The organism is Erwinia endophytica, assembly GCF_009295515.1.
GTDB lineage: Bacteria > Pseudomonadota > Gammaproteobacteria > Enterobacterales > Enterobacteriaceae > Erwinia > Erwinia endophytica.
The window spans coordinates 83,413-107,780 of sequence record NZ_RQVV01000061.1 but is presented as its reverse complement, the minus strand read 5'-3'; the positions used below and the strand labels follow the sequence as shown (position 1 = coordinate 107,780).

Genomic DNA, 24,368 nt, shown 5'->3' with positions numbered 1-24,368 from the left:
AATGTAACGGTTTCTGTTTCCTGAATCTGGTCTGGTCAATCTGACTTGACCAGGAGGTGTCTCTGGTTGTATTTTAGACAACAACACAGGGAGGGAAGGATGGAAAAAATTAATATTTATGAGGCAAAAACCAATCTGTCGCGGCTGATTAACGTGGTGGTGGAAAGCGGAGAGCCTTTTGTGATTGCGCGTAATGGCAAAGCACTGGTGAAAGTTGTGCCTTTTTCGGAAGAAAAACCGAAGCGCGCTCTGGGATTTTTAAGCGGGACATTGACCCTCCCGGATAATTTCGATGAGATGAACGGCAGTGAAATAGAGGATTTGTTTTCAGGGAAGGAATAATGTATTTACTGGATACCCACATTGTACTCTTTGCCGCTTATGCCCCGGAAAAGCTGAGGACGCCGGTGCGTGAGATCCTGACCGATACTGGACATGATGTTTATTTCAGCGTGGTCAATTTGTGGGAGGTCGCTATCAAGAATGCGCTGAATAAACCCCATTTTGAGGTTGATCTGCCGGTACTGCGGGCTGGGTTGTTCACCAGCGGGTTTAAAGAACTGAGTATTAAAGCGCACCATATTCTGCAAATTCAGCATCTTCCTGCCATGCATCACGATCCTTTTGACCGCTTGCTGGTCGCTCAGGCATCCGCCGAAGATCACGTTTTAATCACTGCTGACCGCAAAATCATTGAGTATGCCGGTGATTTCATCACCATTGTGGCGAATGGCTGAACGGCACGTACCGTCATAGTCGGGCGACCAGGCGCGTCAGTCGGTGAAATTCCTCAACGGCCAGCGGTGGCAGCTTTCGGGTCAAACCGCGCTGAACCAGTGGAAAGCGCTGCTGTAAGGCCTGAAAGGTTGCCTGGCCATTCTCCGTCAGTGATAGCAGAGAGCGACGGGCATCGTTGGGATCACGCGGATCACGCATCATCCGGGTTCTCACCATTCGCATCACCATTCGTACCGCATTGCTTTCTTCTATCGACGCCAACTGCGCAGCAGTACGGATATCAATACCCGGCCGCATCGCGACCACTTCCATCAGCGTAAACAGCGAGGTACTGATAGTCTCATCGACTCGTTCACGCCACAGACGGCGGTAATTGCGACAGGCCTGGCGTAAAAAAAACCACGGATAGTGCGCTAAAGGCGGGATCACCGGATCGGCGGCATGGTCATCAAATTCCACCATTTCCTGTAAGCCGCTCTCTTCGCTTAGCATCGCCCAGCTTTGTACCAGCGCTGCCTGTTCGGCCGCACTGAGCGGCGCCATCAATTGGCGGTCAACCGCCTCCACCAGCGAGGCCATTTCCGCCAGCAGATGATGCGCCTCGGGGGAGAGAAACAGCATCGAACGGCGTGAGTCCGTTGGGTCTTTACGGCGTTCCACCAGCCCTTGTTCCATCAAGCGCTTCAGAATGGGGCCGATGGTCGCACGGTCAATGCCAACGCGGTCAGCCAGCTCATAGTGTCCGATCCCAGGTTTGTACAGCAGACCATTGAGGGCCAGAAACTGTGGCTGGGTAAAGCGATTATTGATCGTGCCGCGCCACAGCGCCGTGCTGACCTGATCGGCCGCCGCCAGGGCAAAACCGGAACTGGTGAGCATACTGGTCTGTTTATTATTCATAGAAGCTGGCGCGTCTCGCTATTCTCCCACTCACGGAGGCGTCATAATTATTTTCTGCTGGTAAAATTACCGATAACATTTTTCAGCAGACGGGCGATGTTATTCTCGCCATTATTCACCGGCAGCGCGCCAGTGAATATGATTGACCCCACTGAAAACACCGCACCGCCGCTGGCATGTTCCACCAGAACCATATCGGAACGAACATCGCGATTATAGCGTGCGTTGAGTCGGTTCGATACTGTTGTGACATCTTCCGGAACCGGAACATACCACTCGCTGTGCGGTTCTGATGAAGCCAGGATAATCGTCTGTTCCGGGGTGCCATAACGGAAATCAACGCGATCAATTTCATCGCCGCTGGTGCCATTCATGATCAGGCCGAAATCACCGACCACCGGTTCGTTAATACCGTCGAAGACCCAGGCGACATCCGGCTGATAAGAGCGTTCACTGCGGCGATAACCGGGCGCTTTATTATCCCAGCCGTGGCCACCCATGCCCACGCCGAATAGCTGATGTGCGCTGCGTCCACGGCTACGCCAGATTCCCCCCAGTTCCCCGGTGCTGGCATGGTAGCGTTCGCCGGGTTCCGCATCCCAGTGGCGCAGGCCTTCTGATTTGCGTACTTCCAGTAGATGCGGTAAATCATTAAACGGTGTGGTTACCCAGTAAAAACCATCCCCGCCCAGATACATCAGGCATCCGCCTTGCGCCACGTGCTGTTGGTAAGCCGCGAGCATCGGCTCGCTGTAATATTCCGGATGGCTGCCAGTGAGAACTGTCTGATAATCCGACAGAAGAGTGGTGCTCTCTGCATGCAGATCGTGTTCGGTGACCACGTCAAACGCTTCGCCCAGTTGTGTCAGGAACCAGATCATATAGAGATCGGCGGAGAAACGGCGCGGCGCGTGAAAACCCCAGAAGCGATAGTTCGGACGCAGATTGGGAATAGGACGTCGCGAGCTGGAATAGGCGACGCCGGAACCGTCATTGTGTCGATCGTAATGGCTTTTTCCCCACTCCTGGTGAATAGCGACCAGATCTTCCCAGTCTCCGGTCTGAACGGGGATTTCGCTGCCTTGTTCAAAATCGCCTTCGGTCAGATGCTCATTGGCATAGGCGATGTAGGTATAGGTTGCCATCACCATGACTATTTTTGCCGGAGTCTGGTCGGGCGCGGGACGGACAATCAACGGAATATAGTCATCTGACAGGCCGGCAGCCCGCAGACGCACGGCATAGACGCCGCTACTGAGTGATGCGGGGATCTCAACGTGAGCGGTTACTGGCCAACAGGCATCCGCCAGGTCATCATCATGAAAATGGATGGCATTGTATTGCGACGGGTCCTGCTTCCAGTCATGGACATCGTTACGCCAGTTAGGCCCGGTCATGGCGCGAGTTGGGGCATTGATCAGTTGCAAATCACATCCGTTGCCGCTGTTGTCGGGAACGTGTTGGCGGCTCATCTCCTGTTCGAAGGCCCAGCGGGCGGCAACCTGCCCGGCAACGGCGATCCTCGGTTGGGCAATTTTCCCGTTATAAACGCCCTGCGGAAAATGTTGTTGACCACGGGATTCAATGCTCATCGCGGCGAATAACACCTTACTGCTTCCATTGAGTATCGCCCCGGCGCCACGGATGCACGATGTTGTTCCCTGGGCGTCTGTCAGATTGAGTTCACAGCCATTTTCTCCAACTGAAACCGCTATCTGATACCACCGCCTCAGTTGCAGTGCTGGGGTCGTGAGCAATATCTGGTGTCGCCAGCGCAGGACCAGGCAACCTTCAGCATTCATCGCTAACTGAAACTCCACCGCGGGCAAGCTGACGATCCCCTGTAATCCTTCCTGCGGTGGTAAGGTGGGCCAGACCGCCAGAGAAAGCTGCAATGTAGACTGCTCAACAAAGCGAATCGGCTGTCGGCTGATGGCCCAGGAACCGATCGGCGTTTGTTGTTCCTGAGCCTGTACCTGACGCACCGGGATCTGTTCTACCGGTTGGTAAAGAAAGCCCGGCCCTTGCGGGTTATCATCGCCGTGGATCAGCCGTACTACATCGAGACTGACTTCGCTGACACTACTGCTAATCATTACTTCCACACCTTCTCCGGCGCGACAGCTCAGGGCTGAAAGATAGCCAATCAGATACATAGCATTGCCTTATTTCGTCTTGTGGATGTAATAACGGATGGCTTCCAGTGCGGCGGCCATTACCAGCACGCCGCCGGTAATGATGCCGCTTAGCTCGGTACCAATATCGAGTAAAATCAGCCCATTGCGCAGAGTGCCAATCAGCCAGACGCCAACCAGTACGCGCCAGATACTGCCTTTTCCGCCAGTAAACGGCACCCCTCCCAGCAGCACCGCAGTCAGGATAATGACCTCGAAGCCCTCTCCCAGCGTGCCGGATGGCGCGCTGTTGAGACGGGCAATTTGTAACAGGCCGGCAATGCCGACCGCCAGCCCGGTCAGCGTATATAACAGCGTGACGACCAGTCGCACGCGGATACCGATCAGAAAGGCCGCGCGCGGATTGACGCCAATAGCGATAATCTGGCGACCCACCGGGAAACAGCTGGTGGCTATGACACTGATCAGGCAAATCAGCGCGGCGATCAGCGCCAGATTGGGCAGGCCCAGCGTGCTGTCGGAACCAAAATTGGCGAAGGCGTCAGGAAAACCATAAATCGAGCCCTGGCCGAGGTATTGCGCCAGTCCGCGAGCGGCCGCCAGTCCCCCCAGGGTGACAACGATGGGAGAGAAAGAGAGCAGGCCAATCAGTATGCCGTTCAGCAAACCTGCGGCGATACCCACCGCCAGCCCGACCAGAATACCGGGAACCAGCCCCCAACTGTTTAACGCCAGCCCGGCGGAAACTCCCACCAGGGCCAGCACTGAACCGATCGACAGATCCACGTAGCCTGCCATCATCAGCATGGCGAAAATAGCCGCCACGATAAATGTTGGCGCGTTTTGTGTGGCTATCGCCAGTAAGTTATCGGTGGTAAAAAATACCGGCGTCAGCCATGAGAACCACGCCATCAGTGCTACGGTGGCGACTGGCAAGATCCAGCGAGTTATCAGCAGGCCAAAGTTTTTCAGCCTGGGAGACGATGAACGTGGTTCGCTACGTTTCAGCGAGATGTCCACAGGGGGTTTTAAGCTATCAGACATAATCTATCGCCATAAAAAGGGGGAAATAGCACACGATCAGCCGTGCGCCAGGGCTATCAGTTTCTCTTCGCCAATGTTTGGATCGACAATATCAGCGACCTGGCCATCGACCAGAACCATCACTCGATCAGCCAGCGCCACAATCTCTTCAGGATCGCTGGAGGCAAAGAGCACTGTGTGTTCCGGCTGGGTGGCATATTCCCGTATCAGCCCATACAGTTCCTGCCTTGCCCCAACATCCACCCCCTGCGTTGGCTCATCCAGCAGGAGCAAATGGCTGTGGTCGATGTCAGTCATCCAGCGGCCTACCATCAGTTTCTGCGCATTGCCGCCGGAGAAGTTAGCGCCTTCCCGGTCAGGATCAGCAGGCCTCAGACCGACACGCTTCGCCAACGTTTGGAAAATTGCCCGTTCTTTTTTCATGGGCCGCCATGGGCGCGAAAGTGTGGAGTAGTGGGGAAGCAGGAGATTTTCACAGGCGCTCATACTGCCAAACAGCGACTGTTCTTTACGGTCGGAGGCGACCAGCACGATCCCTTGCTGACGAGCCTTTTGCGGTGAGGTATGGTGCAGGTCGCGACCATTAAGCCGCAAGCTGCCGTGGCTCGATTTAACACCCGCCAGCCCTTCCAACAGGTCGGTACGGCCTGAGCCCAGCAAGCCAAATACGCCAACGATTTCTCCCTGATGCAGCGTCAGATCGACCGGGCCGGTCCAGGCGGAGCGGTAGGCTTCCAGTGTCACCAGTGCTGGGCCGATCTGCTTTTGTTGCTGCGTACGAGAAAAATGACTCTCTGGCGAAATGGCATGCACCAGATCGGCAAGATTAAGATCGTTAATTTCGCGCGTCCACAATACGTTACCGTCGCGCAGGACGGTGACCTTATCCGCGACTTCCAGCACTTCCCGTAGCAGGTGAGTGACATAAATGACGATCAAACCGTGGTCCTGCGCCAGACGACGCACCAGCTCTAACAAAGCGGTGACTTCGTTTTCACTCAAGGCGGCGGTAGGCTCATCCAGAATCAGTACCGAGGGTTCTTTCAGCAGCGCGCGGGCGATTTCCACCGTTTGCTGCTCGCCCACGCTGAGATCCTCCACCAGACTGGCGGGATTCACCTCGACTCCCAGCGATTCCAGCAGTTCCACGCTACGGTTTCTTTGCGCTCGTTGACGCGTGGTGCCGAATGTCGTGCGCATTTCATTGACCAGAAAAATATTATCGCTGACGCTCAGTGAACCAATTAACTGAAAATGTTGGTAAATGCTGGCTATGCCCGCCTCAAAGGCGGAGGTGGGCGTAAACTGCTTATAGGCGGTTTCTCCAATCACTATTTCACCCGAGTCCGGCGTGACGGCTCCGCTCAGACAGCCCAGCAGGGTGGATTTCCCCGCGCCGTTAGGGCCGAGCAGAGCATGGACTTCACCCGCTTTCAGTTCCAGATCGATGCCCTTTAGCACTTCCTGTGCGTCGAAAGACTTACGAAGCTGGCGGATACTCAGACGCTTCGGGGTCAGATCGATACTCATACTCAGTCCTTATATTGCGCGATCAGGGCATCAAGACGCTGAGGATTACGCAGGGTGCCAAGTTCAACAGCAGTCTGATAATTGGTGCGTCCTTTGCCGGTTATCGCCGCCAGCGAATTATCGATAATCGACTGGGCCAGATCGTCCAGCAGGATAGCGGCGGAAGCACGGTAAGCGCCGCCCTGTTTCACTGCTTCCAGACCTTCAACGGTGCCGTCCTGTCCGGCAATGTAAGTGTCTTCCGCTTTAATGCCCGCGTTCTTAAAGGCCCTCAGGGCTCCAAGAGCGGCATCGTCATTAATCCCGATAAACACCCGTAAATCAGGATGCTGGCGTAGCGTATCCTCGGCAATCTGCATGCCGCAGGCCTGGGTGGCGCAATCCTGCTGTGAGACGACCGGCAAGCCTGCCGCTTTGAACTGCTTCAGCGGTTCTTCCCAGCGTCCGGCAAAACCTTTCAGGGGGGTGAGGGTGGTGACAGCCGCGGTGATTTTCCCGTTGGGATAGCGTTGCTTCACCCAGGCCAGGGCGTCTTTGGCGACCAGATCGCCGCTTTGCACGTTATCAAAGCCGACCGACCCGTCGGAACCTTTGGTCGCACCTGCATAAGTCAGCCATTTTATGCCCTTTTTTTGTGCCTGGACCCGCAGGCCATCCAGCGCGGTGGCTTCAACCGGCAACACCACAATGGCATCGACCCGGCGAGTGACCCAACTTTCCAGCGTGGCGCGTTGAGATTCCAGATTGCTCTGCTGGGTATTGTCCAGTAACACCTTCACACAGCCCTGTTTTTCACCAGCCGCCTCCACTTTTTTCTTCAGCGCGATAGCAAACTGCGATTCGCCAACCGGATGGCTGAAGCCGATGGTGTAGGTTTTTGCGCACGTTTTTATATCAGCCGCGAAGGCGGTACTGCTGCAAGACGCAGTGGCAGCCAGCAGACCGACAGCCAAAAAATATCCCCGATGTTGAAAAATGGACGTCATAGCGATGCTCCAAAATGTGTTGGTGTTGTTATGGGCCAGGCAACCGGAGGAAGAGGATTTCCTCGTGTTATGCAGGTTGTCTTCAACGCTAAACTAGAACGTGTAGCATGTAAATATGCTAAAAAATAGTCAGTTCAAGTGATTTCATTCGTGGCTTTTTAGGGTTTAAAATGATTAACGTGAGTATTTGTAGTTGATAAACCTGATTTAATAACCTTTGTCAGTTATTTAATTCATGCTGTACTGTCTTTATTATTTAAGCGTGGGTGTAAAGTGAGTTGCAGTAATAAGAAAAAGATGGGGAGTCGCGTTGGTGAGGTAAAAAGGAATCCTGTAGAAGATGTTGTGAGTAATGAAACGCGATCTGGCTAATTTTGTTGGCAAAATTAACAGGTTATAAAAACAGTGGCTGTTTATCCATTTTGCCGGTTTCGTTGGGGGGCTTTTATAAAACAGGGTAGGGTCACATTAAATTCATATGACAACTGTGATGGCAACAGAGCGGGATCATGGGTGCTGATTATTGCCGCATTTAAGCCTGAATTTGGCGATTTTTCCCCGCTGTGCATTGAGTTATTCCCCGGTATCCTGCATCGTTGTAGCCAACTTTTTGTGCTAAGGAGTTGGCATGTTATTTTCCTTTTTTCGTTTGCTATTGCAGGTGTGTTTTCGCGCCAGCCTGCGCGGCGATTTATCTGGTTTGTCGAAAGAAAAAGTCCTGATTGTTCCCAATCATATGTCCTTCCTGGATGGCGTGCTGCTGGCTGTTTTCTTGCCGGTAAAACCGGTTTTTGCGGTGTACACATCCATTAGCGAGCAGTGGTATATGCGCTGGGTGCGTTCAGTGATTGACTTTGTACCGCTGGACCCGACCAAACCGATGTCGGTCAAGCACCTGGTGAAGATGATCGGTCAGGGACGACCGGTGGTGATTTTTCCGGAAGGACGTATCACCGTGACGGGTTCGCTGATGAAAATTTACGATGGTGCGGGCTTTGTTGCCGCTAAATCGCAGGCCACCGTGGTGCCAGTGCGGATCGAAGGGGCTGAATTCTCGCCTTTTGGTCGTCTGTCGGGGGTGTCCAAACGTCGTCTGTTTCCCCGCATCAGCCTGACGGTGCTTCCTGCCACCACACTGCCAATGCCGGAGGCGAAAACCGCACGTGAGCGACGTAAACTGGCCGGTGAACATTTGCATCATATTATGATGGAAGCCCGCATGGCGGTACGTCCGCGTGAGACGTTGTATCAGGCCTTTCTGGCGGCGCGTACGCGCTACGGTTTTTTCAAACCCTGTATTGAAGACGTTAATTTCAATGTGGACAGCTACAGCGGGCTATTGAAGAAGTCTCTCGCGGTAGGGCGTATTCTGGCGCGTTATACCGCCCAGGGGGAATACATCGGTCTGTTGTTGCCCAATGCGACAATAACGGCTGCGGCGATCCTCGGGGCTTCCATGCGTGGCCGCATTCCGGCGATGCTCAACTATACCGCAGGGGTTAAGGGGCTGGGGAGTGCGTTGCAGGCCGCCGGGGTGAAGACGGTGTTCACTTCGCGTCAGTTCCTCGATAAAGGTAAGTTGGGACATTTGCCCGAAGGGCTACCCCAGGTGAACTGGGTATTCCTGGAAGATCTGCGAGACAGCGTCACCGTCCAGGACAAGTTGTGGGTTCTCAGTCGGCTGCTATTCCCTGCGCTGGCCGCCGTTGAGCAGCAACCGGAAGATGCGGCGATGGTGTTGTTTACCTCCGGTTCAGAGGGCAATCCGAAAGGCGTGGTGCACTCACATAAAAGTCTGCTGGCGAACGTTGAGCAAATCCGCACGGTAGCGGACTTTACCCCGCGTGACCGTTTTATGTCAGCGCTACCGCTGTTTCATGCCTTTGGCCTGACAGTTGGGCTGTTCACCCCGTTGATGACTGGCGCACAGGTATTTCTTTATCCCAGTCCGCTGCATTATCGCATCATACCGGAGCTGGTCTATGATCGGAGTTGCACGGTGTTGTTTGGTACTTCAACGTTCCTCGGCAACTATGCCCGTTTTGCCAATCCTTATGATTTCGCCCGTCTACGCTATGTGGTGGCGGGAGCGGAAAAATTGCAGGAAAGCACTCGCCAGACATGGATGGATAAATTCGGCATCCGTATTCTGGAAGGGTACGGCGTGACGGAGTGTGCGCCCGTGGTGGCGATTAACGTGCCGATGGCCGCCAAAAATCACACGGTTGGGCGGATCCTGCCGGGTATGGACTTTCGCCTGATAGCCGTTCCGGGCATTGAGCAGGGGGGGCTGTTACAACTACGTGGACCGAACATCATGAAAGGTTATCTGCGCGTTGAGAACCCTGGCGTACTGGAAGCGCCGCAGGCGGATAATGGTGCCGGGCAGATGGACGCGGGCTGGTACGATACCGGCGATATCGTTGACTTTGATCAACACGGGTTTTGTCAGATTCAGGGGCGGATCAAGCGCTTCGCCAAAATTGCCGGTGAAATGGTTTCGCTGGAAATCGTGGAGCAAATCGCGTTGAAAGCGTCAGCCGGGAAGCAGCATGCCGCCGCCATCAAGCCGGATGGTAATCGTGGTGAAGCACTGGTGCTGTTCACCACGGACAGCGAGTTGAGTCGGGATAAATTGCAGCGTGCCGCGCGTGAACTGGGTAGCCCTGAGTTGGCGGTGCCGCGTGATATTCGCTTCCTGAAACAGTTACCGTTGCTGGGCAGCGGCAAACCTGATTTGGTCGCACTGAGAAAGTTAGCTGAACAGGCGGAGAACAATAATGATGAGTCATCATACTGCCGCTAGCAGTGAACGGCTGTTGTCGCGAGGAATGATGGCGGTGATAGCCGCCCAGTTTTTTTCCGCTTTTGGCGATAACGCGCTGTTGTTTGCTACTCTCGCGGTACTGAAACAACAGGTTTACCCTGAGTGGAGTCAGCCGGTGCTGCAAATGGTTTTCGTTGCCACCTACATTATTCTGGCGCCGTTTGTTGGCCAGCTAGCCGATGGGTTTGCCAAAGGTCGGGTAATGATGTTTGCCAACGGATTGAAACTGCTCGGCGCGCTGGTCATTTGTTTAGGATTCAACCCATTCCTCGGCTACAGTCTGGTCGGGGTGGGTGCGGCGGCCTATTCACCGGCAAAATACGGCATTCTCGGCGAAATTGCGGGGGGGGAAACGTTGGTGAAAGCCAATAGTCTGATGGAGTCCTCTACCATTGCGGCAATTCTGATGGGATCTGTCGCGGGGGGTGTGCTGGCCGACTGGAGCCTGCTGGTGGCGCTGATTATCTGTGTCGTGGCCTATGGCCTGGCGGTGACGGCTAATCTGCTGATCCCGCCACTATCTGCGGCTCGCCCCGGGCTGACCTGGCACCCGAGGCAGATATCGGCCAGCTTCTTCCGGGCCTGTGGCGTGCTGTGGCGTGATGGCGAAACCCGTTTTTCGCTGACAGGAACCAGCCTGTTTTGGGGCGCGGGAGCCACGCTGCGTTTACTGCTGGTGCTATGGGTACCGGTGGCGCTGGGGATTACTGACAATAAAACGCCAACGTTGCTCAATGCGATGGTAGCGGTCGGGATTATGATTGGCGCCGGGGCGGCGGCGAAGTGGGTCACGCTGAAAACGGTGGGGCGATGTATGCCGGCTGGGGTGTTGATTGGCGTGGCGGTGGTGTGCTTTTCGTTGCAGCATACGACCCTCGGTGCTTGTGGCTTGCTGGCGGCTATCGGGGCTCTGGGAGGTTTCTTTGTGGTGCCGCTCAATGCGTTGCTGCAGATGCGTGGCAAAGACAGTGTGGGCGCGGGTAATGCCATCGCCGTTCAAAACCTTGGCGAAAATAGCGCCATGCTGTTGATGCTTGGGGTGTACTCTCTGGCGATTAAACTGGGCTTGTCGCCAGTGGCAACCGGCGTCGGATTTGGCGTGGTGTTTGCACTGGCGATAGCGGTATTGTGGGGCTGGCAACTGGCGCAGCAGCGCAATCATCAGGCGCCGGACACATAATTTGCACCTGGCGCACATGAATTAGCCTCTCGACAGCTACCGTGTTAAATCAAGCAATTTCTTCTTCCGTATTTATAAATGCGCCCCGTGGCTTGCCTGCGGGGACAATGTCGTTAACCACGCCCTGTCTTTCGCGGTCTGTGCATTGTGCCTGCACGTTATGTCATCGATCAGGATGGCTCGATTATTTATACCTAAGCCAATCCCGGCTACACCCGCCGTCCAGATCCTGAAGACATGCTGCCTTCGCTTCGATGCGCACGTAGCCTGTAAATGTCTTTCTTATACCTCTTGCGAGTTGTCCCAGAGGTTAATAACCGGAGTAAATGATGAAGAGAACTTTTTTAATCACCGGTGCCAGTAAAGGCATCGGGCTGGCTCTGGCCCATCGGCTTGCCGAAGCGGGTCATCAGGTTGTCGGTCTGGCGAGAGGGGCGAACGATAATTTTCCCGGCACCTTAATCAGCGCAGACCTCGCAGACCTCCAGCAAACACACAAGACCTTTGAACAGTTAAGTCAGCGATTCGCTTTTGACGGGATCGTGAACAATGTCGGTCTGGTAAAGCCGCAGCGCCTCGGCGAAGTGGATTTATCCACATTTGAAGCGGTCATGCGGGTCAATCTCTACCCGGCAATACAGGGCACTCAGGCCATTCTGGCGGGCATGAAGGACCGGGGCTGGGGACGAATCGTCAATATTTCCAGTCTTACTGTGCTCGGTAGTGTTGAACGAACCGCTTATGCAGCAGCGAAAGCTGCCTTGATTAGCTTCACCCGTAACTGGGCACTGGAACTTGCCCAGACCGGAATTACCGTGAATGCCGTTGCGCCGGGGCCGACTGAAACCGAGCTTTTCAGGGCAAACAATCCGCCAGGAAGCGTGGGTGAAAAGCGATATCTCGCAGGTGTCCCTATGAAGCGGTTCGGCCAACCGGATGAGATCGCGGCAACCATTGCTTTTCTTATGTCCGGGGATGCGGCCTTTATGACTGGACAAACGTTATATGTTGATGGCGGTGCATCGATAGGTAATTTGATTTTCTGAAAACGTAAATATTGAGGCGTGAAAACACGTATCACGTCCTCCGGGCATCTCTTTTCGTAACACTGTTAACGTCCGCTTCATGTCCTGAGGCATACCGGAAGTGGGCATATAGCACACGCAAACCCCGTTCTCCCGTGGGGCAACGGGAGAACATCACATTGATCTTATCTCCGGCAGTCCTGTTTTTGATATCCGGCAACGCCCTTTTACAGAGGTCCCGGATCGCTTTTCAATGTGTCCTTTTAGTCACAAGCTGCAAGGCAAGGGGGCACCTTCGGGAGAGACGGGTTCACTCCGCTTCACATCGTGGTAGCTAACCACCATGTGACTATTGCATACAGGTGGGGGCGTGATTGCGTCACGGGCGGAATGTATCCCACCCGTGCGACCGCATTATGGTGCCGGGAAGGTATAGCGACGATGAATGGCTTCCAACGCTTGCAGCACGTCCTCATCCAGCGTCAGATTATAGCTGTCGATATTAATCTGCAATTGCTCCAGTGTCGTGGCGCCCAGCAGGGTACTGGCAACGAACGGCTGTTGGCGCACAAAGGCCAGCGCCATTTGAGAGGGATCCAGACCGTGTTTCTTCGCTAACGCCACGTATTCGCTAATCGCCCGTTGGGTCTGCTCACCGCTGTAGCGGGTAAAGCGGCTGAACAGCGTATTGCGCGCTCCGGCCGGTTTGGCGCCATTCAGATATTTACCGCTTAGCGTCCCAAACGCCAGGCTGGAATAAGCCAACAGTTCGACCCCTTCGTGCTGGCTGATTTCCGCCAGCCCCACTTCAAAACTGCGGTTCAGCAGGCTGTAGGGGTTTTGAATACTGACAATGCGCGGCAGTTCATGTTTTTCCGCCAGTTGCAGGTAACGCATCACCCCCCAGGGGGTTTCGTTGGACACCCCGATATAGCGGATTTTACCTGCACGCACCTGCTCATTCAGCGCTTCCAGCGTTTCCAACAGCGTCACGGGCGCAGTCTGGTCGCTGTATTGATAGTTCAGTTTGCCGAAGCAATTGGTCTGACGCTGGGGCCAGTGTAACTGATAGAGATCGAGATAGTCGGTGTTCAGGCGTTTCAGGCTGGCTTCCAGCGCCTCACGGATATTTTTACGGTCAAGCGCCTGGTCAGGACGAATGGTGGCATCAGCGCCCCGCACCGGACCTGACACTTTTGACGCGAGGATGATTTTATCGCGGTTGTTACGGGCTTTAAGCCAGCTACCAATGTATTTTTCGGTGAGTCCCTGGGTTTCCGGACGTGGTGGTACCGGATACATTTCAGCGGTATCAATAAGGTTAATACCGGAACGAAGTGCTAAATCTAACTGGGCATGGGCATCAGATTCGCTGTTTTGCTCACCGAACGTCATGGTGCCCAACCCCAGGCTGCTGACTTCAAGAGTGCTGTGGGGGATACGATGATAGTGCATTTGCCAGCTTCCTTTTTTCATTATTAAAAGGTCTGGAACGTGGCAGTGAATCTTCACGCTTTGCTACTGCTTTACGGCGTGTTGCCAGGTCCGACATTTGACTATAACCGTCGGGCGCAACAGGGGGAAGAGGGGATTTATCGGGAAATGCGCTGAAGCCAGCCGTGATACCGGGCAAACAGTAAACCGCAAGGTGCCGGGTTGCATGACTCATCCTCCGTCACGGGCCTGAGCCAGCGCTCTGGATAGCTGAGATCAGTCCATGGGCCCGTCGTCCTAACGGGCGGGTCCTGTCCATATCGGTTTCCAGCCAATGTGTGAATTGTGGGTCGTGAGGTTCAGACCGCCGTTTCACACTTGAGGGATAATGCCAGCGTGTACCAAAATGCCTTAGCATTTTTATCCTGCAACACTGGGGGATGAAAATGAAAAGAACCTCGTCTGTATGACCACTGAGGGTGGATATTTATGTTAACGCTCGACAATTGAGGAGATATCGTCGCCGTTAATCTGTACCTCATGACCGGCATTGTCGATATATTTCACCAGTCCGGTATCTTTATCAATTTCCGGTTTTCCCTGAGTCATGATCATTTTGCCGTCTTTGGTCGCCATGACATAATCGCTGCTGCACCCGCTGACCAGTGTTGCCAGTATTAGCGCAACCGTGCTAAACACCCACTTCATATTCAGTATCCTTAGTCTGCCACTCGTCAGTTATTGATAACGTATTATTGTACGCTGAGGTAATAGTAACACTCCTAAAATGTGCAGAAAATGTGTGGGGATATTGCCTTTTTTCGTAAAGTGATATTACAGAGGGTTGACTGGCCGGAGAGTCGGCCAGTGTTTATCAGGCGTGATTCTTCTTATTTCTTAATAAATTCAGGCACTCAACTGCCATTGAGAAGAACATGGCGAAATAGATATAGCCTTTCGGAACATGTATATTGACGCTTTCCAGTATGAGGGTGAAACCGACCAGAATAAGGAACGCCAGCGCCAGCATTTTAACCGAAGGATGTTTGTCAACAAATTCCCCAATACTGCGGGCGGCAAACATCATTATCATTACCGAAATCACCACTGCCGCCATCATAATAATCAGATGATCAGAGAGTCCCACCGCGGTAATCACCGAGTCGAGACTGAAAATAATATCCAGCAGCATAATTTGTATGATGGCGCCTAAATATGAATGAACATTGGTCGTTTGCTCTTCAGTAGACCCCTCGATGGTCTCGTGGATCTCCATGCTCGATTTCCACAGCAGGAACAGACCGCCCAGCAACAGGATGATATCCCGGACGGAAAAATCGTGTTCCCACAGGGTGAACAGCGGGGTGGTCAGACGGATCACCCAGGCAATGGAGGCCAGCAGGCCAAGACGCATCAGCATTGCCCCCGCTAATCCCAGACGGCGTGCAGAATTTTGCTGGTGCTTAGGAAGCTTGGCGACGACCAGCGAAAGGAAAATAATGTTATCGATACCGAGGACGATCTCCAAAATCGTCAGCGTACCCAGTGCCAGCCAGGCATTCGGATCGGCAATCCATTCAAACATACGTTCATTTTATCCTAAATGAAAAGCAAATAAAGAGGATACTCAACCCGGGCGGGAGAAGCTATAGCCGTTATCCAGCTAATCATCCGTTTTGCTGATGGCACGAGGGATTCACAGTAAGAAATGGCGGGCCAGTAAGGGGGCGGTAAAGGTTTTTTTCAGATAGAAACCGCGGGGTAACGTCATGATCGGTTGGCCCTTTTCCCCAATACCTTCCGTCAGTGCTTTGCTGTTGGCCGCTTTCGGACGGATTTGCAGCACCTGGCCATGGCGTGCCGTAATACGTTCGACCTGACCGAGTACGATCATATCCATCAATTCCTCCCAGTCTTGTCTGAGCAGCGCTTCTTCTTTTTCATTCGGGCTCCACAGTAACGGTGCGCCGACCCGGCGCTCAGCCAGCGGAATGTCGCGATTGCCTTCTACGGGGACCCAAAGCACACGAGCCAGTTTGTGACGCACATGGCTGGTCTGCCACACCACGCCGGTATTGCCGGTCAACGGTGCCACGCAAACGAACGTGGTTTCCAGCGGGCGTCCCTGTGCATCAATCGGAATAGTTTTCAACTCCACGCCAATCTCGGCAAAATCCTGTTCCGGTTTGCTACCTGCGCTGGCGCCGAGATAGCGCTCCAGCAACATCCCTACCCAGCCTTTATCCCGACGCAGATCATGGGGGATTGTGAGATTAGCCCGTAGCGCCAGTTCACCCAACGTGTAGCCAGCCAACAGACGGGCACGTTCAAGCAACTGGTGTTCATTCTCTGGTGGAAGTACCGGAACAAAAGGTTGGGTCATGGATAACTCTCTGTTGTCGTTCAAAAAAGCATCGTTCTTTTTTGCTGTCCGTTATCCACGGTTGGATACGGTGCAAAAGTGAAATAATAGCATGATAAATCATGTTTTTTTATCCAAACACTCTGGCTTATTTTATGAATGCTAGAAGGTTATGCCTGAGTTGCCACTGACAATGAACAGGATCTTCCCCCCTGTTATCCACAGAAAAATGGGATAACTTGATTTTTATGATCATACTGTTTCGATTTACAGCCTTGACGTGGGGGATTTTTGCCTTTTTTAGCGTTTCCGTGTTCAGTATAGCGGCATAACCTGTGGATAAATGTCTCTGTGCTCGATCTTTCGCCAGGCAGGGATCGCTACGATGCGAACACACTATAAAAAGGGTGAATAATGAGAGGTTATCCAGATAAATAACAATATAAACAGATGTTTAATGAAATTTATTAGAGCCAGTGTTACTGGAGGTCAGAAAGTTTTCCCCATGGGTTAACAGAGTTCTACACAAAGCTATCCACAGAAAACGTGAATAAGATCGGCTAAAAACGGGGGGTTCTGTTCATAACTTTGTGTACCAATACAAGTTATCCCGTATTTACGGCAGGCTGACAGCGTAAAGCAGTGGTTTACCACCTGTAAGGAGTATGAAACAATCAGAACATCCGAGTTTTAGTTTGAGGTAGTCCAGTGATCGATGATGATGGCTACCGCCCGAATGTTGGTATCGTAATTTGTAACAGGCAGGGACAGGTGCTGTGGGCCAGACGTTATGGTCAACACTCCTGGCAGTTTCCCCAGGGCGGGATCAATCCTGGGGAGACGGCGGAACAGGCGATGTATCGAGAGCTTTTCGAGGAAGTCGGTTTGCACCGTAAGGATGTGCGTATTCTTGCCTCTACCCGCAACTGGTTACGCTACAAGTTGCCAAAACGTTTGGTGCGTTGGGATACAAAGCCGGTTTGTATCGGACAGAAACAGAAGTGGTTTCTTCTGCAATTATTGTGCAATGACGCGGATATCAACATGCAAACCAGTGGCACGCCGGAATTTGATGGTTGGCGCTGGGTCAGCTTTTGGTATCCGGTGCGCCAGGTGGTGTCCTTCAAGCGCGATGTCTATCGCCGGGTGATGAAGGAGTTTGCTGGTGTGGTGATGCCGCTGCAGGAGAATACCGGACAGCGAAATGCGCTCTACCGACGGAAGAGAGGTTAAGCCACATAGATGATGCTCACACAGCTGCGCGAAATAGTTGAAAAAGTGGCCGGGGCACCAAGGCTGACCGAAGCACTTGATATTCTGGTCAGTGAGATCTGCCTGGCGATGAATACTGAAGTCTGTTCGGTCTATCTTGCCGATCATGATCGCCGCTGTTATTACCTGATGGCGACCCGCGGATTGAAAAAACCGCGCGGTCGTACTGTCGCGCTGGCCTTCGACGAAGGGATCGTCGGGCTGGTTGGGCGCCTGGCTGAGCCAATTAACCTGGCGGATGCGCAGAGTCATCCCAGTTTTAAGTTCATTCCGTCGGTAAAAGAAGAGCATTTCCGCTCTTTCCTTGGGGTACCGATAATCAGCCGTCGTCAGTTGCTTGGCGTGCTGGTTGTGCAGCAACGGGACCATCGTCAGTTTGACGAAAGCGAAGAGTCATTCCTTGTCACACTCGCCACCCAGATGGCGACTCTCCTTTCCCAGTCACAGCTCAATGCGCTGTTCGGTCAGTATCGACAGACCCGTGTTCGCGCGCTGGCGGCGGCGCCAGGCGTTGCTGTTGCATCAGGTTGGGTCGATAGCACTCAGCCTTCGCTGGACAGTGTTTTCGCGGCATCAACGCTGGATACGACACGTGAGCGGGAGCGACTCTCGCTGGCAATGGACGAGGCTTCCGGTGAGTTTCGTCGCTACAGTAAGCGATTTACCGCCAGTATCAATAAGGAAAGCGCGGCGATCTTCGATCTCTATTCCCATTTGTTGAGTGATAACCGTCTGAAGAAAGATCTTCATGCTGAGATCGATAGCGGATCGGTTGCCGAGTGGGCGGTCAAAAAGGTCATTGAAAAATTCGCGGCACAATTTGCCAATCTGCAGGACAGCTACCTGCGTGAGCGGGCTGGTGATCTGCGCGTGCTCGGACAGCGTCTGCTGTTCCACCTTGATGATACGAAGCAGGGGACCAACGCCTGGCCCGAGCGCTTTGTGCTGGTGGCGGATGAACTGACGGCGACCACCCTGGCTGAGTTACCGCATGATCGCCTGGTCGGCGTAGTGGTCAGGGATGGCGCCGCCAACTCCCACGCGGCGATCATGGTGCGTGCTCTGGGGATCCCAACCGTGATGGGGGCGGATATCCAGCCTGAATTGTTGAATGGCAGATTGCTGATCGTTGATGGTTATCGTGGCGAACTGTTGGTGGATCCTGACCCGGTGTTGGTACAGGAATATCAGCGGTTGATCAGTGAAGAGAATGAGCTGAGCAAGCTGGCGGAAGACGTGGTTGAATGCCCGGCAGCGCTGAAAAGCGGCGAGTCGGTAAAGGTGATGTTAAATGCGGGCCTGAGCGCTGAGCATGAAAAAGCATTGGGGAACGCAGTGGATGGCGTAGGCCTGTACCGTACCGAAATTCCCTTCATGTTGCAAAATGGATTCCCTTCAGAAGAGGAGCAGGTGGCTCAGTACCAGGGGATGTTGCAGTTGTTTCTGGGCAAACCCGTAACCCTGCGTACACTGGATGTTGGCGCTGACAAGCAACTGCCTTATATGCCGATCAGTGAAGAAAATCCTTGCCTGGGCTGGCGCGGTATTCGCTTAACACTCGACCAGCCGGAGATCTTCCTGATACAGGTGAGAGCGATGCTACGGGCCAACGTCGCCAGCGGTAATCTCAGTATTCTGTTGCCGATGATTACCAGTATTGATGAGATCGATGAAGCTATTCGTTTGATCGATCGCGCTGCACTTGAAGTTGAAGAGATGTTGGGGTATCCGATCCCCAAACCGCGCATAGGGGTGATGATTGAAGTGCCTTCAATGATCTTTATGATTGGGCATCTGGCGGGTCGGGTGACATTCATCTCGGTAGGTACTAACGATCTGACTCAGTATTTGTTGGCGGTTGATCGTAATAACACGCGGGTTGCCAGTTTGTACGACAGTCTGCATCCGGCAATGCTCCGGGCGCTGAATACCATCGCAGAAGAGGCGAAACAGGCCGGTATTGAACTATGCCTGTGTGGTGAGATGGCGGGTGACCCGGCGGGTGTCGTGCTGCTCATTGGTCTGGGATATCACCATCTGAGCATGAATGGTCGTAATGTGGCGCGAGTGAAATATCTGTTGCAGCACATCGACTATCAGGAGGCGTGCAAATTGACTGAGACCGTTTTGCGGGCGCAGATGGCGGCAGAGGTCCGTCATCTGGTGGCTGCTTTTATGGAACGCCGGGGGTTGGGCGGCTTGATTCGGGGGGGACGTTGAGTTTTCCCTGTCGTTATTTGTGCCGATTCTCAGCGGCTTAAGAAAGTTTACAGTTCCGCCGGGTCGTTGAATTTGGGCTGTGCTATCATGCGCGCCTTAAATGCAGCGTTGCGCGTAGGCGCGCGGACTGATTGATACATTTCTGCCGTCTGCCGTCCAGGGCAGACTCTACAAATGGTGAAAGATGACTAACGGCTACCTGGCTTTCCCTCAATTTGATCCGGTGATTTTCTCCATCGGACCGATCTCCCTGCACTGGTATGGTTTGATGTATCTGGTGGGGTTTATTTTCGCGATGTGGCTGGCGGTGCGCCGGGCCAACCAGCCAGGTAGCGGCTGGAAAAAAGAAGAAGTGGAAAACCTGCTTTATGCGGGATTCCTCGGGGTGTTTCTTGGCGGACGTATTGGTTATGTGCTGTTTTATAACTTGCCGTTGTTTCTCGATAACCCGCTGTATCTGTTTAAGGTCTGGGATGGCGGTATGTCATTCCACGGTGGTTTAATCGGGGTTATCTGCGTAATGCTGTGGTTTGCCCGCCGAACCCAACGTAATTTCTTCCAGGTTGCTGATTTTATCGCGCCGTTAATTCCGTTTGGTCTGGGCGCGGGGCGTTTGGGTAACTTTATCAATGGCGAGTTGTGGGGCCGCGTCGCGCCAGATTTGCCGTGGGCCATGTTGTTCCCGGGATCCCGCAGCGAAGATGTCGTGCTGGCGGCCTCCCATCCTGAGTGGCAGTCATTGCTGGCAACGTATGGCGTCCTGCCGCGTCACCCTTCGCAGATCTATGAATTGCTGCTGGAGGGCGTGGTACTGTTTATCATTCTGAATGTCTTTATCCGTAAAGATCGTCCGATGGGCGCAGTCTCAGGACTGTTCCTGATTGGCTATGGCACGTTCCGCTTCGTCGTGGAATTCTTTCGTCAGCCGGATGCCCAACTGGGTTTGTTCGATAACAGCATCAGTATGGGACAGATCCTCTCCACACCGATGATTTTCGCCGGTATTGTGATGATGATTTGGGCTTATCGCCGTCGCGGCGCATCGCAACTTCGTGGGGAAAAATGAAACAGTATCTGGCGTTAATGCAAAAAGTGCTCACTGAGGGCACGCCGAAAGATGACCGTACCGGCACTGGCACGTTGTCGATTTTTGGCCATCAGATGCGTTTCAACTTACAGGATGGTTTTCCACTGGTCACCACTAAGAAATGTCATCTGCGTTCGATTATTCATGAACTGCTGTGGTTCCTTAATGGCGACACCAATACCGGTTATTTGCAGGATAACAAGGTGACTATTTGGGATGAGTGGGCTGATGAAAACGGCGATCTGGGCCCCGTATACGGTAAACAATGGCGCAGTTGGTGTGCAGCTGATGGTCGCCAGATTGACCAGTTAAGCAAGGTGCTGCAACAGTTGAAAAGCGACCCGGATTCGCGTCGGATCATTGTTTCAGCCTGGAACGTGGGGGAGCTGGATGAAATGGCGCTGGCACCATGCCATGCGTTTTTCCAGTTTTATGTCGCGAAGGGCAAGCTCTCCTGTCAGCTTTATCAGCGTTCATGTGATATTTTCCTGGGGCTACCGTTCAATATCGCCAGTTATGCTTTGTTGCTGCATATGGTGGCGCAGCAGTGCAACCTGGAAGTGGGTGATTTTGTCTGGACCGGGGGGGATACCCACTTGTACAGCAATCATCTGGAGCAGACCCGGTTGCAACTGACCCGTGAGCCGCGGGCATTGCCACAGTTGGTGATTAAGCGTAAGCCTGCCTCGTTGTTCGACTATCGCTTCGAAGATTTTGAAATCGAAGGGTATGATCCACATCCGGCGATTAAAGCACCTGTGGCTATCTGACGTGTGTAGAGGAGCGGTTTCACTGCTCCTTAATTATCTCACTGTGCATATATTCCACTTACCTGGCAAACGACTTATTCACGCATGGTACTGAATCCAGCAACCGTCGCAGCCAGTAGCGCCTTTGGGGATAACGAAAAAGCAGAGGGCGTTGGCGTCATGGTAGCGCTCCTGATATTAACGCAGACGTTCAGGTTAGTGGATAACACGCAAAGCGATCCGTCAGCAGGGGATAATGAAGGGAATCCGTCAGCTCAAAATGCCACCACTCGGTGGCAATGCCGGTAAAGCCGCCGCCAAACATAATGGCATTCAACAACAGCCGGTTACGGTGCGTTTCGTGTGACAGCCCGGGATAATATGGCTGAGAACGTGGATGCATTTCATCAAAGCCCGCCCCCATATCCAACACCCGCCCCTCGTTGTCGATCAGCGTGACATCAATCGCAGTACCGCGACTATGATTCGAGCCTTGTGACACCTCAACCACGTAGGCGGGATCAGGACAGGCTTGCCACAAATGATGCTGTGCCTGCTGAGGGCGGTAGGCGTCATAAACCAGCAGACGATAACCCGCCAGTTCGGCGATATGGATACTTTTCTCCAGTGCCGCGGCGGCATCAGGATGCAGCAGACAGCGATCTTCACAGTAAATGGGCCGCCCACAGATATTATCTGCGGTGGCGTATTTCATATCGATAGCTAACAGTGGAAAAGCCTGTGCCAAATCAACCAGTTTACATTCATTTGTCATAACCAACCCTGTTTAACATTTTTATCGTTCCCGCCCGGGCGGCAGTCTCCGTACAGACTGTTTTTGGGACAATGCAGAAGCTGTGCCAGATTGGTTTTCGTTAGCGAAATACCGGAGTGACAGCCTTTCCCACTGTGACGATACTTCTCGCAACTGTCTTTAATGCACGGAAAGCAGATCAATCATGTGCAGTGTTGCCCGCAGAGAGTGCATTTGCCAGCATAACAGGCAACATCATGGCTATTTTGCCACGCATCCCGCAATATTTTGCACCTGAAAATCACTATACAGATAGTGTGCTGACGGCGGCTCGCAGGGGAGGGCTTCAGCGCTGGACAGTCTGACGACTAAAGACAATGATGCGTCCATGAACAATAAGCACGGGTTTACCTTACTGGAGTTGCTGGTGGTGATGATGATTGCCACTACGCTGACGCTGGGCTCCATCGGCGGCTGGCAGCACTGGCAACAGCTGCAACGGCTGAGTACCAGCGCACGCCAGCTTCAGCATTTTCTCCTGCGATTGCGTAATGACGCAAACTGGCATAATCAACAACGGCTGTTGTGGCAACGCAGCGGGAGGAACGGGTGTGTAGGCAGTGGGCCACCGCAGGCCTGCCAGCGACAGCGCTGGGTGTTTGTCACACCGTGGCCGGAGGTGACGCTGCGTTCTCTGACGGAAGGAATGGGCTTTTATGGTCGGCGTAACGTAGCGAAACCAGGGCGGATAGTGATAGCCAACGCAGCAGGAGAGCGTCATATCATCGTGTCGTCTCGCGCCAGAGTACGCATCTGTCAGGATTCATGTCCATGAGACAGGCTGGCTTCACCCTGCTGGAAATGCTGATTGCGCTGGCGATTAGCGGAGTGCTGATGATTGGTGTGGCCCGTTTTTTGCCCCTGCTACAGGTTGCTAACCTGCGCACATTAATGGCGTTGCAACTGCACGAGGAATTGAGACTGATGATGGGAACACTGGAGAAAGCGGTGCGGCGGGCGGGTTACTGCTCAGGCGAATGTGCGGGCGCAGGGCTGACCATCGGCGGCTCGCGGGGAGAGTGTCTGCTGTTACGTTGGGATGAAAACAGTAATGGTAAATGGGATCGTGTGGAAAATGAACACAGCGATTTCTACGGTTTTCGCCTGCGAGAGGGGAATCTTGAAGCTCAGCGGGGGGTGGATAGCTGTAAGGAGGGCGGTTGGGAAAAGCTCAACGATCCGGCCACCGTGATGATAACGGAATTTAACGTAGTGAAAACCGATGGACAGGTGCGGCTCAGATTGAGCGGCTATGCCCGGGCGTTCCCCCAACAGCCTCTGACGCTGGAAAGCTGGGTAACGGCGATGAATTTATGACCGACAGTGAGCAGGGCAGCGGGGCAATGATTATGGTGATAATCCTTTTATTGCTCTCGGCTGCGTTGCTTAATGCCACCCGGCGACAACTGGATGATTCGCTGAGTCTGGTGGTTGATGAGCGCCTTTATTTTCAGCAGTCCAGTGACGCCTGGTCTGCACTGGCCTGGGGAGAGCGCCAGTCATGGGCATTGCAGATGGGCTGGCGGTGCAAAACCGTATTCTCACCAGCGTGGCGGGCTTGCTTGCTGGAACAGGCACAACGTCCCGCATTGTTACGAGGGGACAGTGGCGCAGGCACGATTGCGTTTTATCAGTGGATGGAACGTCGTACTGCTGGTCGTCTGAGTAAAATCGCGCATGGCTGGCTCGACTATTGTCCTCTGCCGGAAGAGAGATGTTGGACAGATGACTGAGAAAGAGGGGTTCAGCCTGCCAGAGACGCTGATAGCGTTACTGCTATTTTCCCTCAGTTTCACCGCGTTGATGCACTATCAGTTAGCGCTGGCAACGGGGGCTCAACAACAGATGCAGCAACGTGAGGCGTGGCAAATGGCATGGCTACGTTTTGAAGGTTATCAGGCCATCGGCTGGCAGTCTTCTCTGATCCGTCAGCCTGGCCCGACAGGTTGTACGTTGCTGCAGGTGACGGTGACCAGCCCATTGGGACGCAAAGCCGAACTGAGCCGTTTGCAATGCCAGGCTGTAACTGACTGACGTTTGATTCTGCGAGTCAGATGTTTTGCAA

Annotated in this window: 23 protein-coding genes; 13 read left to right on the top strand and 10 right to left on the bottom strand. The window is 53.5% G+C overall.

The window, feature by feature from the left end; genetic code table 11:
- The first annotated feature begins 99 nt into the window (after window positions 1-99).
- Together EH228_RS19690 and EH228_RS19685 are read left to right on the top strand one after the other, a co-directional pair.
- Window positions 100-342: a type II toxin-antitoxin system Phd/YefM family antitoxin gene (locus tag EH228_RS19690; RefSeq protein ID WP_152323307.1), complete on the top strand. Its 243-nt coding sequence runs from the start codon at window positions 100-102 to the stop codon at window positions 340-342.
- Complete coding sequence (locus EH228_RS19685; protein ID WP_204902674.1) at window positions 342-737, top strand: type II toxin-antitoxin system VapC family toxin; 396 nt, start codon at window positions 342-344, stop codon at window positions 735-737. Before EH228_RS19690 ends, EH228_RS19685 begins: the two co-directional genes overlap by 1 nt.
- 13 nt (window positions 738-750) lie before the next feature.
- On the opposite strand, the gene EH228_RS19680 is transcribed toward EH228_RS19685, so the two are convergent.
- From EH228_RS19680 to EH228_RS19660, 5 genes are read right to left on the bottom strand one after another with little or no spacing between them, the layout of a single operon-like run.
- Window positions 751-1,638 carry a MarR family transcriptional regulator gene (locus EH228_RS19680; RefSeq protein WP_152323305.1) on the bottom strand — a complete coding sequence of 296 codons (888 nt, stop codon included), beginning with the start codon at window positions 1,636-1,638 and terminating at the stop codon, window positions 751-753.
- A gap of 47 nt (window positions 1,639-1,685) precedes the next feature.
- Entirely contained in the window at window positions 1,686-3,794 is a 2,109-nt protein-coding gene (locus EH228_RS19675) for a N,N-dimethylformamidase beta subunit family domain-containing protein (protein ID WP_152323304.1), read from the bottom strand.
- Between the two features lie 9 nt (window positions 3,795-3,803).
- Window positions 3,804-4,817: an ABC transporter permease gene (locus EH228_RS19670; protein ID WP_152323303.1), complete on the bottom strand. Its 1,014-nt coding sequence runs from the start codon at window positions 4,815-4,817 to the stop codon at window positions 3,804-3,806.
- A gap of 36 nt (window positions 4,818-4,853) precedes the next feature.
- Window positions 4,854-6,347 (bottom strand): sugar ABC transporter ATP-binding protein, encoded by a 1,494-nt coding sequence (locus EH228_RS19665; RefSeq protein WP_152323302.1) that lies wholly within the window; start codon window positions 6,345-6,347, stop codon window positions 4,854-4,856.
- 2 nt (window positions 6,348-6,349) lie between these two features.
- On the bottom strand, window positions 6,350-7,333 hold the full coding sequence (locus tag EH228_RS19660; protein ID WP_152323301.1) for a sugar ABC transporter substrate-binding protein: 984 nt from the start codon (window positions 7,331-7,333) through the stop codon (window positions 6,350-6,352).
- Between the two features lie 628 nt (window positions 7,334-7,961).
- Here EH228_RS19660 and aas point away from each other — a divergent pair.
- The 3 genes from aas (at window position 7,962) to EH228_RS19645 (ending at window position 12,386) form a co-directional block, all read left to right on the top strand.
- Complete coding sequence (aas, locus tag EH228_RS19655; RefSeq protein WP_152323300.1) at window positions 7,962-10,139, top strand: bifunctional acyl-ACP--phospholipid O-acyltransferase/long-chain-fatty-acid--ACP ligase; 2,178 nt, start codon at window positions 7,962-7,964, stop codon at window positions 10,137-10,139.
- A complete protein-coding gene (gene lplT, locus EH228_RS19650) occupies window positions 10,117-11,340 on the top strand; it encodes a lysophospholipid transporter LplT (RefSeq protein ID WP_152323299.1) in 1,224 nt (407 codons plus the stop codon). Before aas ends, lplT begins: the two co-directional genes overlap by 23 nt.
- 326 nt (window positions 11,341-11,666) lie before the next feature.
- Window positions 11,667-12,386, top strand: coding sequence for an SDR family oxidoreductase (locus EH228_RS19645; RefSeq protein ID WP_152323298.1), 720 nt, complete (start codon window positions 11,667-11,669; stop codon window positions 12,384-12,386).
- Window positions 12,387-12,779: 393 nt separating this feature from the next.
- On the opposite strand, the gene EH228_RS19640 is transcribed toward EH228_RS19645, so the two are convergent.
- The 4 genes from EH228_RS19640 to mutH form a co-directional block, all read right to left on the bottom strand.
- The gene (locus EH228_RS19640) at window positions 12,780-13,820 is read right to left on the bottom strand and encodes an NADP(H)-dependent aldo-keto reductase (RefSeq protein WP_152323297.1); all 1,041 of its coding nucleotides are present in this window, start codon (window positions 13,818-13,820) and stop codon (window positions 12,780-12,782) included.
- A 471-nt stretch (window positions 13,821-14,291) separates the two neighbouring features.
- Window positions 14,292-14,507, bottom strand: coding sequence for a YgdI/YgdR family lipoprotein (locus EH228_RS19635; RefSeq protein WP_152323296.1), 216 nt, complete (start codon window positions 14,505-14,507; stop codon window positions 14,292-14,294).
- Between the two features lie 166 nt (window positions 14,508-14,673).
- Window positions 14,674-15,384, bottom strand: a complete 711-nt coding sequence (locus EH228_RS19630; RefSeq protein WP_152323295.1) for a TerC family protein — start codon at window positions 15,382-15,384, stop codon at window positions 14,674-14,676.
- A 111-nt stretch (window positions 15,385-15,495) separates the two neighbouring features.
- Window positions 15,496-16,182, bottom strand: coding sequence for a DNA mismatch repair endonuclease MutH (gene mutH / locus EH228_RS19625; protein ID WP_152323294.1), 687 nt, complete (start codon window positions 16,180-16,182; stop codon window positions 15,496-15,498).
- Between the two features lie 687 nt (window positions 16,183-16,869).
- Between mutH and rppH the strand changes: the two genes are divergently transcribed.
- The 4 genes from rppH (at window position 16,870) to thyA (ending at window position 21,510) form a co-directional block, all read left to right on the top strand.
- Window positions 16,870-17,394: an RNA pyrophosphohydrolase gene (gene rppH, locus EH228_RS19615; protein WP_152323293.1), complete on the top strand. Its 525-nt coding sequence runs from the start codon at window positions 16,870-16,872 to the stop codon at window positions 17,392-17,394.
- Window positions 17,395-17,406: 12 nt separating this feature from the next.
- Entirely contained in the window at window positions 17,407-19,653 is a 2,247-nt protein-coding gene (gene ptsP, locus EH228_RS19610) for a phosphoenolpyruvate--protein phosphotransferase (RefSeq protein ID WP_152323383.1), read from the top strand.
- 184 nt (window positions 19,654-19,837) lie between these two features.
- Complete coding sequence (gene lgt, locus EH228_RS19605; RefSeq protein ID WP_152323292.1) at window positions 19,838-20,719, top strand: prolipoprotein diacylglyceryl transferase; 882 nt, start codon at window positions 19,838-19,840, stop codon at window positions 20,717-20,719.
- Window positions 20,716-21,510: a thymidylate synthase gene (gene thyA, locus EH228_RS19600; protein WP_152323291.1), complete on the top strand. Its 795-nt coding sequence runs from the start codon at window positions 20,716-20,718 to the stop codon at window positions 21,508-21,510. Before lgt ends, thyA begins: the two co-directional genes overlap by 4 nt.
- 190 nt (window positions 21,511-21,700) lie before the next feature.
- Here thyA and ddpX read toward each other — a convergent pair whose 3' ends face one another.
- Window positions 21,701-22,264, bottom strand: coding sequence for a D-alanyl-D-alanine dipeptidase (ddpX, locus tag EH228_RS19595; protein ID WP_152323290.1), 564 nt, complete (start codon window positions 22,262-22,264; stop codon window positions 21,701-21,703).
- Between the two features lie 367 nt (window positions 22,265-22,631).
- Between ddpX and EH228_RS19590 the strand changes: the two genes are divergently transcribed.
- From EH228_RS19590 to EH228_RS19575, 4 genes are read left to right on the top strand one after another with little or no spacing between them, the layout of a single operon-like run.
- On the top strand, window positions 22,632-23,078 hold the full coding sequence (locus tag EH228_RS19590; protein ID WP_152323289.1) for a prepilin-type N-terminal cleavage/methylation domain-containing protein: 447 nt from the start codon (window positions 22,632-22,634) through the stop codon (window positions 23,076-23,078).
- Window positions 23,069-23,620 (top strand): prepilin peptidase-dependent protein, encoded by a 552-nt coding sequence (locus tag EH228_RS19585; protein ID WP_152323288.1) that lies wholly within the window; start codon window positions 23,069-23,071, stop codon window positions 23,618-23,620. The genes EH228_RS19590 and EH228_RS19585 overlap by 10 nt, the downstream gene beginning before the upstream one ends.
- Window positions 23,617-24,036 carry a DUF2509 family protein gene (locus EH228_RS19580; RefSeq protein ID WP_240116332.1) on the top strand — a complete coding sequence of 140 codons (420 nt, stop codon included), beginning with the start codon at window positions 23,617-23,619 and terminating at the stop codon, window positions 24,034-24,036. The genes EH228_RS19585 and EH228_RS19580 overlap by 4 nt, the downstream gene beginning before the upstream one ends.
- Window positions 24,029-24,337, top strand: coding sequence for a prepilin-type N-terminal cleavage/methylation domain-containing protein (locus EH228_RS19575; RefSeq protein WP_152323287.1), 309 nt, complete (start codon window positions 24,029-24,031; stop codon window positions 24,335-24,337). The genes EH228_RS19580 and EH228_RS19575 overlap by 8 nt, the downstream gene beginning before the upstream one ends.
- The last annotated feature ends 31 nt before the right edge of the window (window positions 24,338-24,368 follow it).

Coding starts and splice junctions, on each gene's coding strand:
- aas (WP_152323300.1), top strand. CDS start 7,962: ATGTTATTTTCCTTTTTTCGTTTGCTATTGCAGGTGTGTTTTCGCGCC.
- lgt (WP_152323292.1), top strand. CDS start 19,838: ATGACTAACGGCTACCTGGCTTTCCCTCAATTTGATCCGGTGATTTTC.
- ptsP (WP_152323383.1), top strand. CDS start 17,407: ATGCTCACACAGCTGCGCGAAATAGTTGAAAAAGTGGCCGGGGCACCA.
- EH228_RS19635 (WP_152323296.1), bottom strand. CDS start 14,507: ATGAAGTGGGTGTTTAGCACGGTTGCGCTAATACTGGCAACACTGGTC.
- EH228_RS19690 (WP_152323307.1), top strand. CDS start 100: ATGGAAAAAATTAATATTTATGAGGCAAAAACCAATCTGTCGCGGCTG.
- EH228_RS19580 (WP_240116332.1), top strand. CDS start 23,617: ATGACCGACAGTGAGCAGGGCAGCGGGGCAATGATTATGGTGATAATC.
- thyA (WP_152323291.1), top strand. CDS start 20,716: ATGAAACAGTATCTGGCGTTAATGCAAAAAGTGCTCACTGAGGGCACG.
- EH228_RS19670 (WP_152323303.1), bottom strand. CDS start 4,817: ATGTCTGATAGCTTAAAACCCCCTGTGGACATCTCGCTGAAACGTAGC.
- EH228_RS19645 (WP_152323298.1), top strand. CDS start 11,667: ATGATGAAGAGAACTTTTTTAATCACCGGTGCCAGTAAAGGCATCGGG.
- EH228_RS19640 (WP_152323297.1), bottom strand. CDS start 13,820: ATGCACTATCATCGTATCCCCCACAGCACTCTTGAAGTCAGCAGCCTG.
- EH228_RS19685 (WP_204902674.1), top strand. CDS start 342: ATGTATTTACTGGATACCCACATTGTACTCTTTGCCGCTTATGCCCCG.
- EH228_RS19585 (WP_152323288.1), top strand. CDS start 23,069: ATGTCCATGAGACAGGCTGGCTTCACCCTGCTGGAAATGCTGATTGCG.
- EH228_RS19660 (WP_152323301.1), bottom strand. CDS start 7,333: ATGACGTCCATTTTTCAACATCGGGGATATTTTTTGGCTGTCGGTCTG.
- EH228_RS19665 (WP_152323302.1), bottom strand. CDS start 6,347: ATGAGTATCGATCTGACCCCGAAGCGTCTGAGTATCCGCCAGCTTCGT.
- mutH (WP_152323294.1), bottom strand. CDS start 16,182: ATGACCCAACCTTTTGTTCCGGTACTTCCACCAGAGAATGAACACCAG.
- EH228_RS19680 (WP_152323305.1), bottom strand. CDS start 1,638: ATGAATAATAAACAGACCAGTATGCTCACCAGTTCCGGTTTTGCCCTG.
- EH228_RS19630 (WP_152323295.1), bottom strand. CDS start 15,384: ATGTTTGAATGGATTGCCGATCCGAATGCCTGGCTGGCACTGGGTACG.
- EH228_RS19675 (WP_152323304.1), bottom strand. CDS start 3,794: ATGTATCTGATTGGCTATCTTTCAGCCCTGAGCTGTCGCGCCGGAGAA.
- lplT (WP_152323299.1), top strand. CDS start 10,117: ATGAGTCATCATACTGCCGCTAGCAGTGAACGGCTGTTGTCGCGAGGA.
- ddpX (WP_152323290.1), bottom strand. CDS start 22,264: ATGACAAATGAATGTAAACTGGTTGATTTGGCACAGGCTTTTCCACTG.
- EH228_RS19590 (WP_152323289.1), top strand. CDS start 22,632: ATGAACAATAAGCACGGGTTTACCTTACTGGAGTTGCTGGTGGTGATG.
- EH228_RS19575 (WP_152323287.1), top strand. CDS start 24,029: ATGACTGAGAAAGAGGGGTTCAGCCTGCCAGAGACGCTGATAGCGTTA.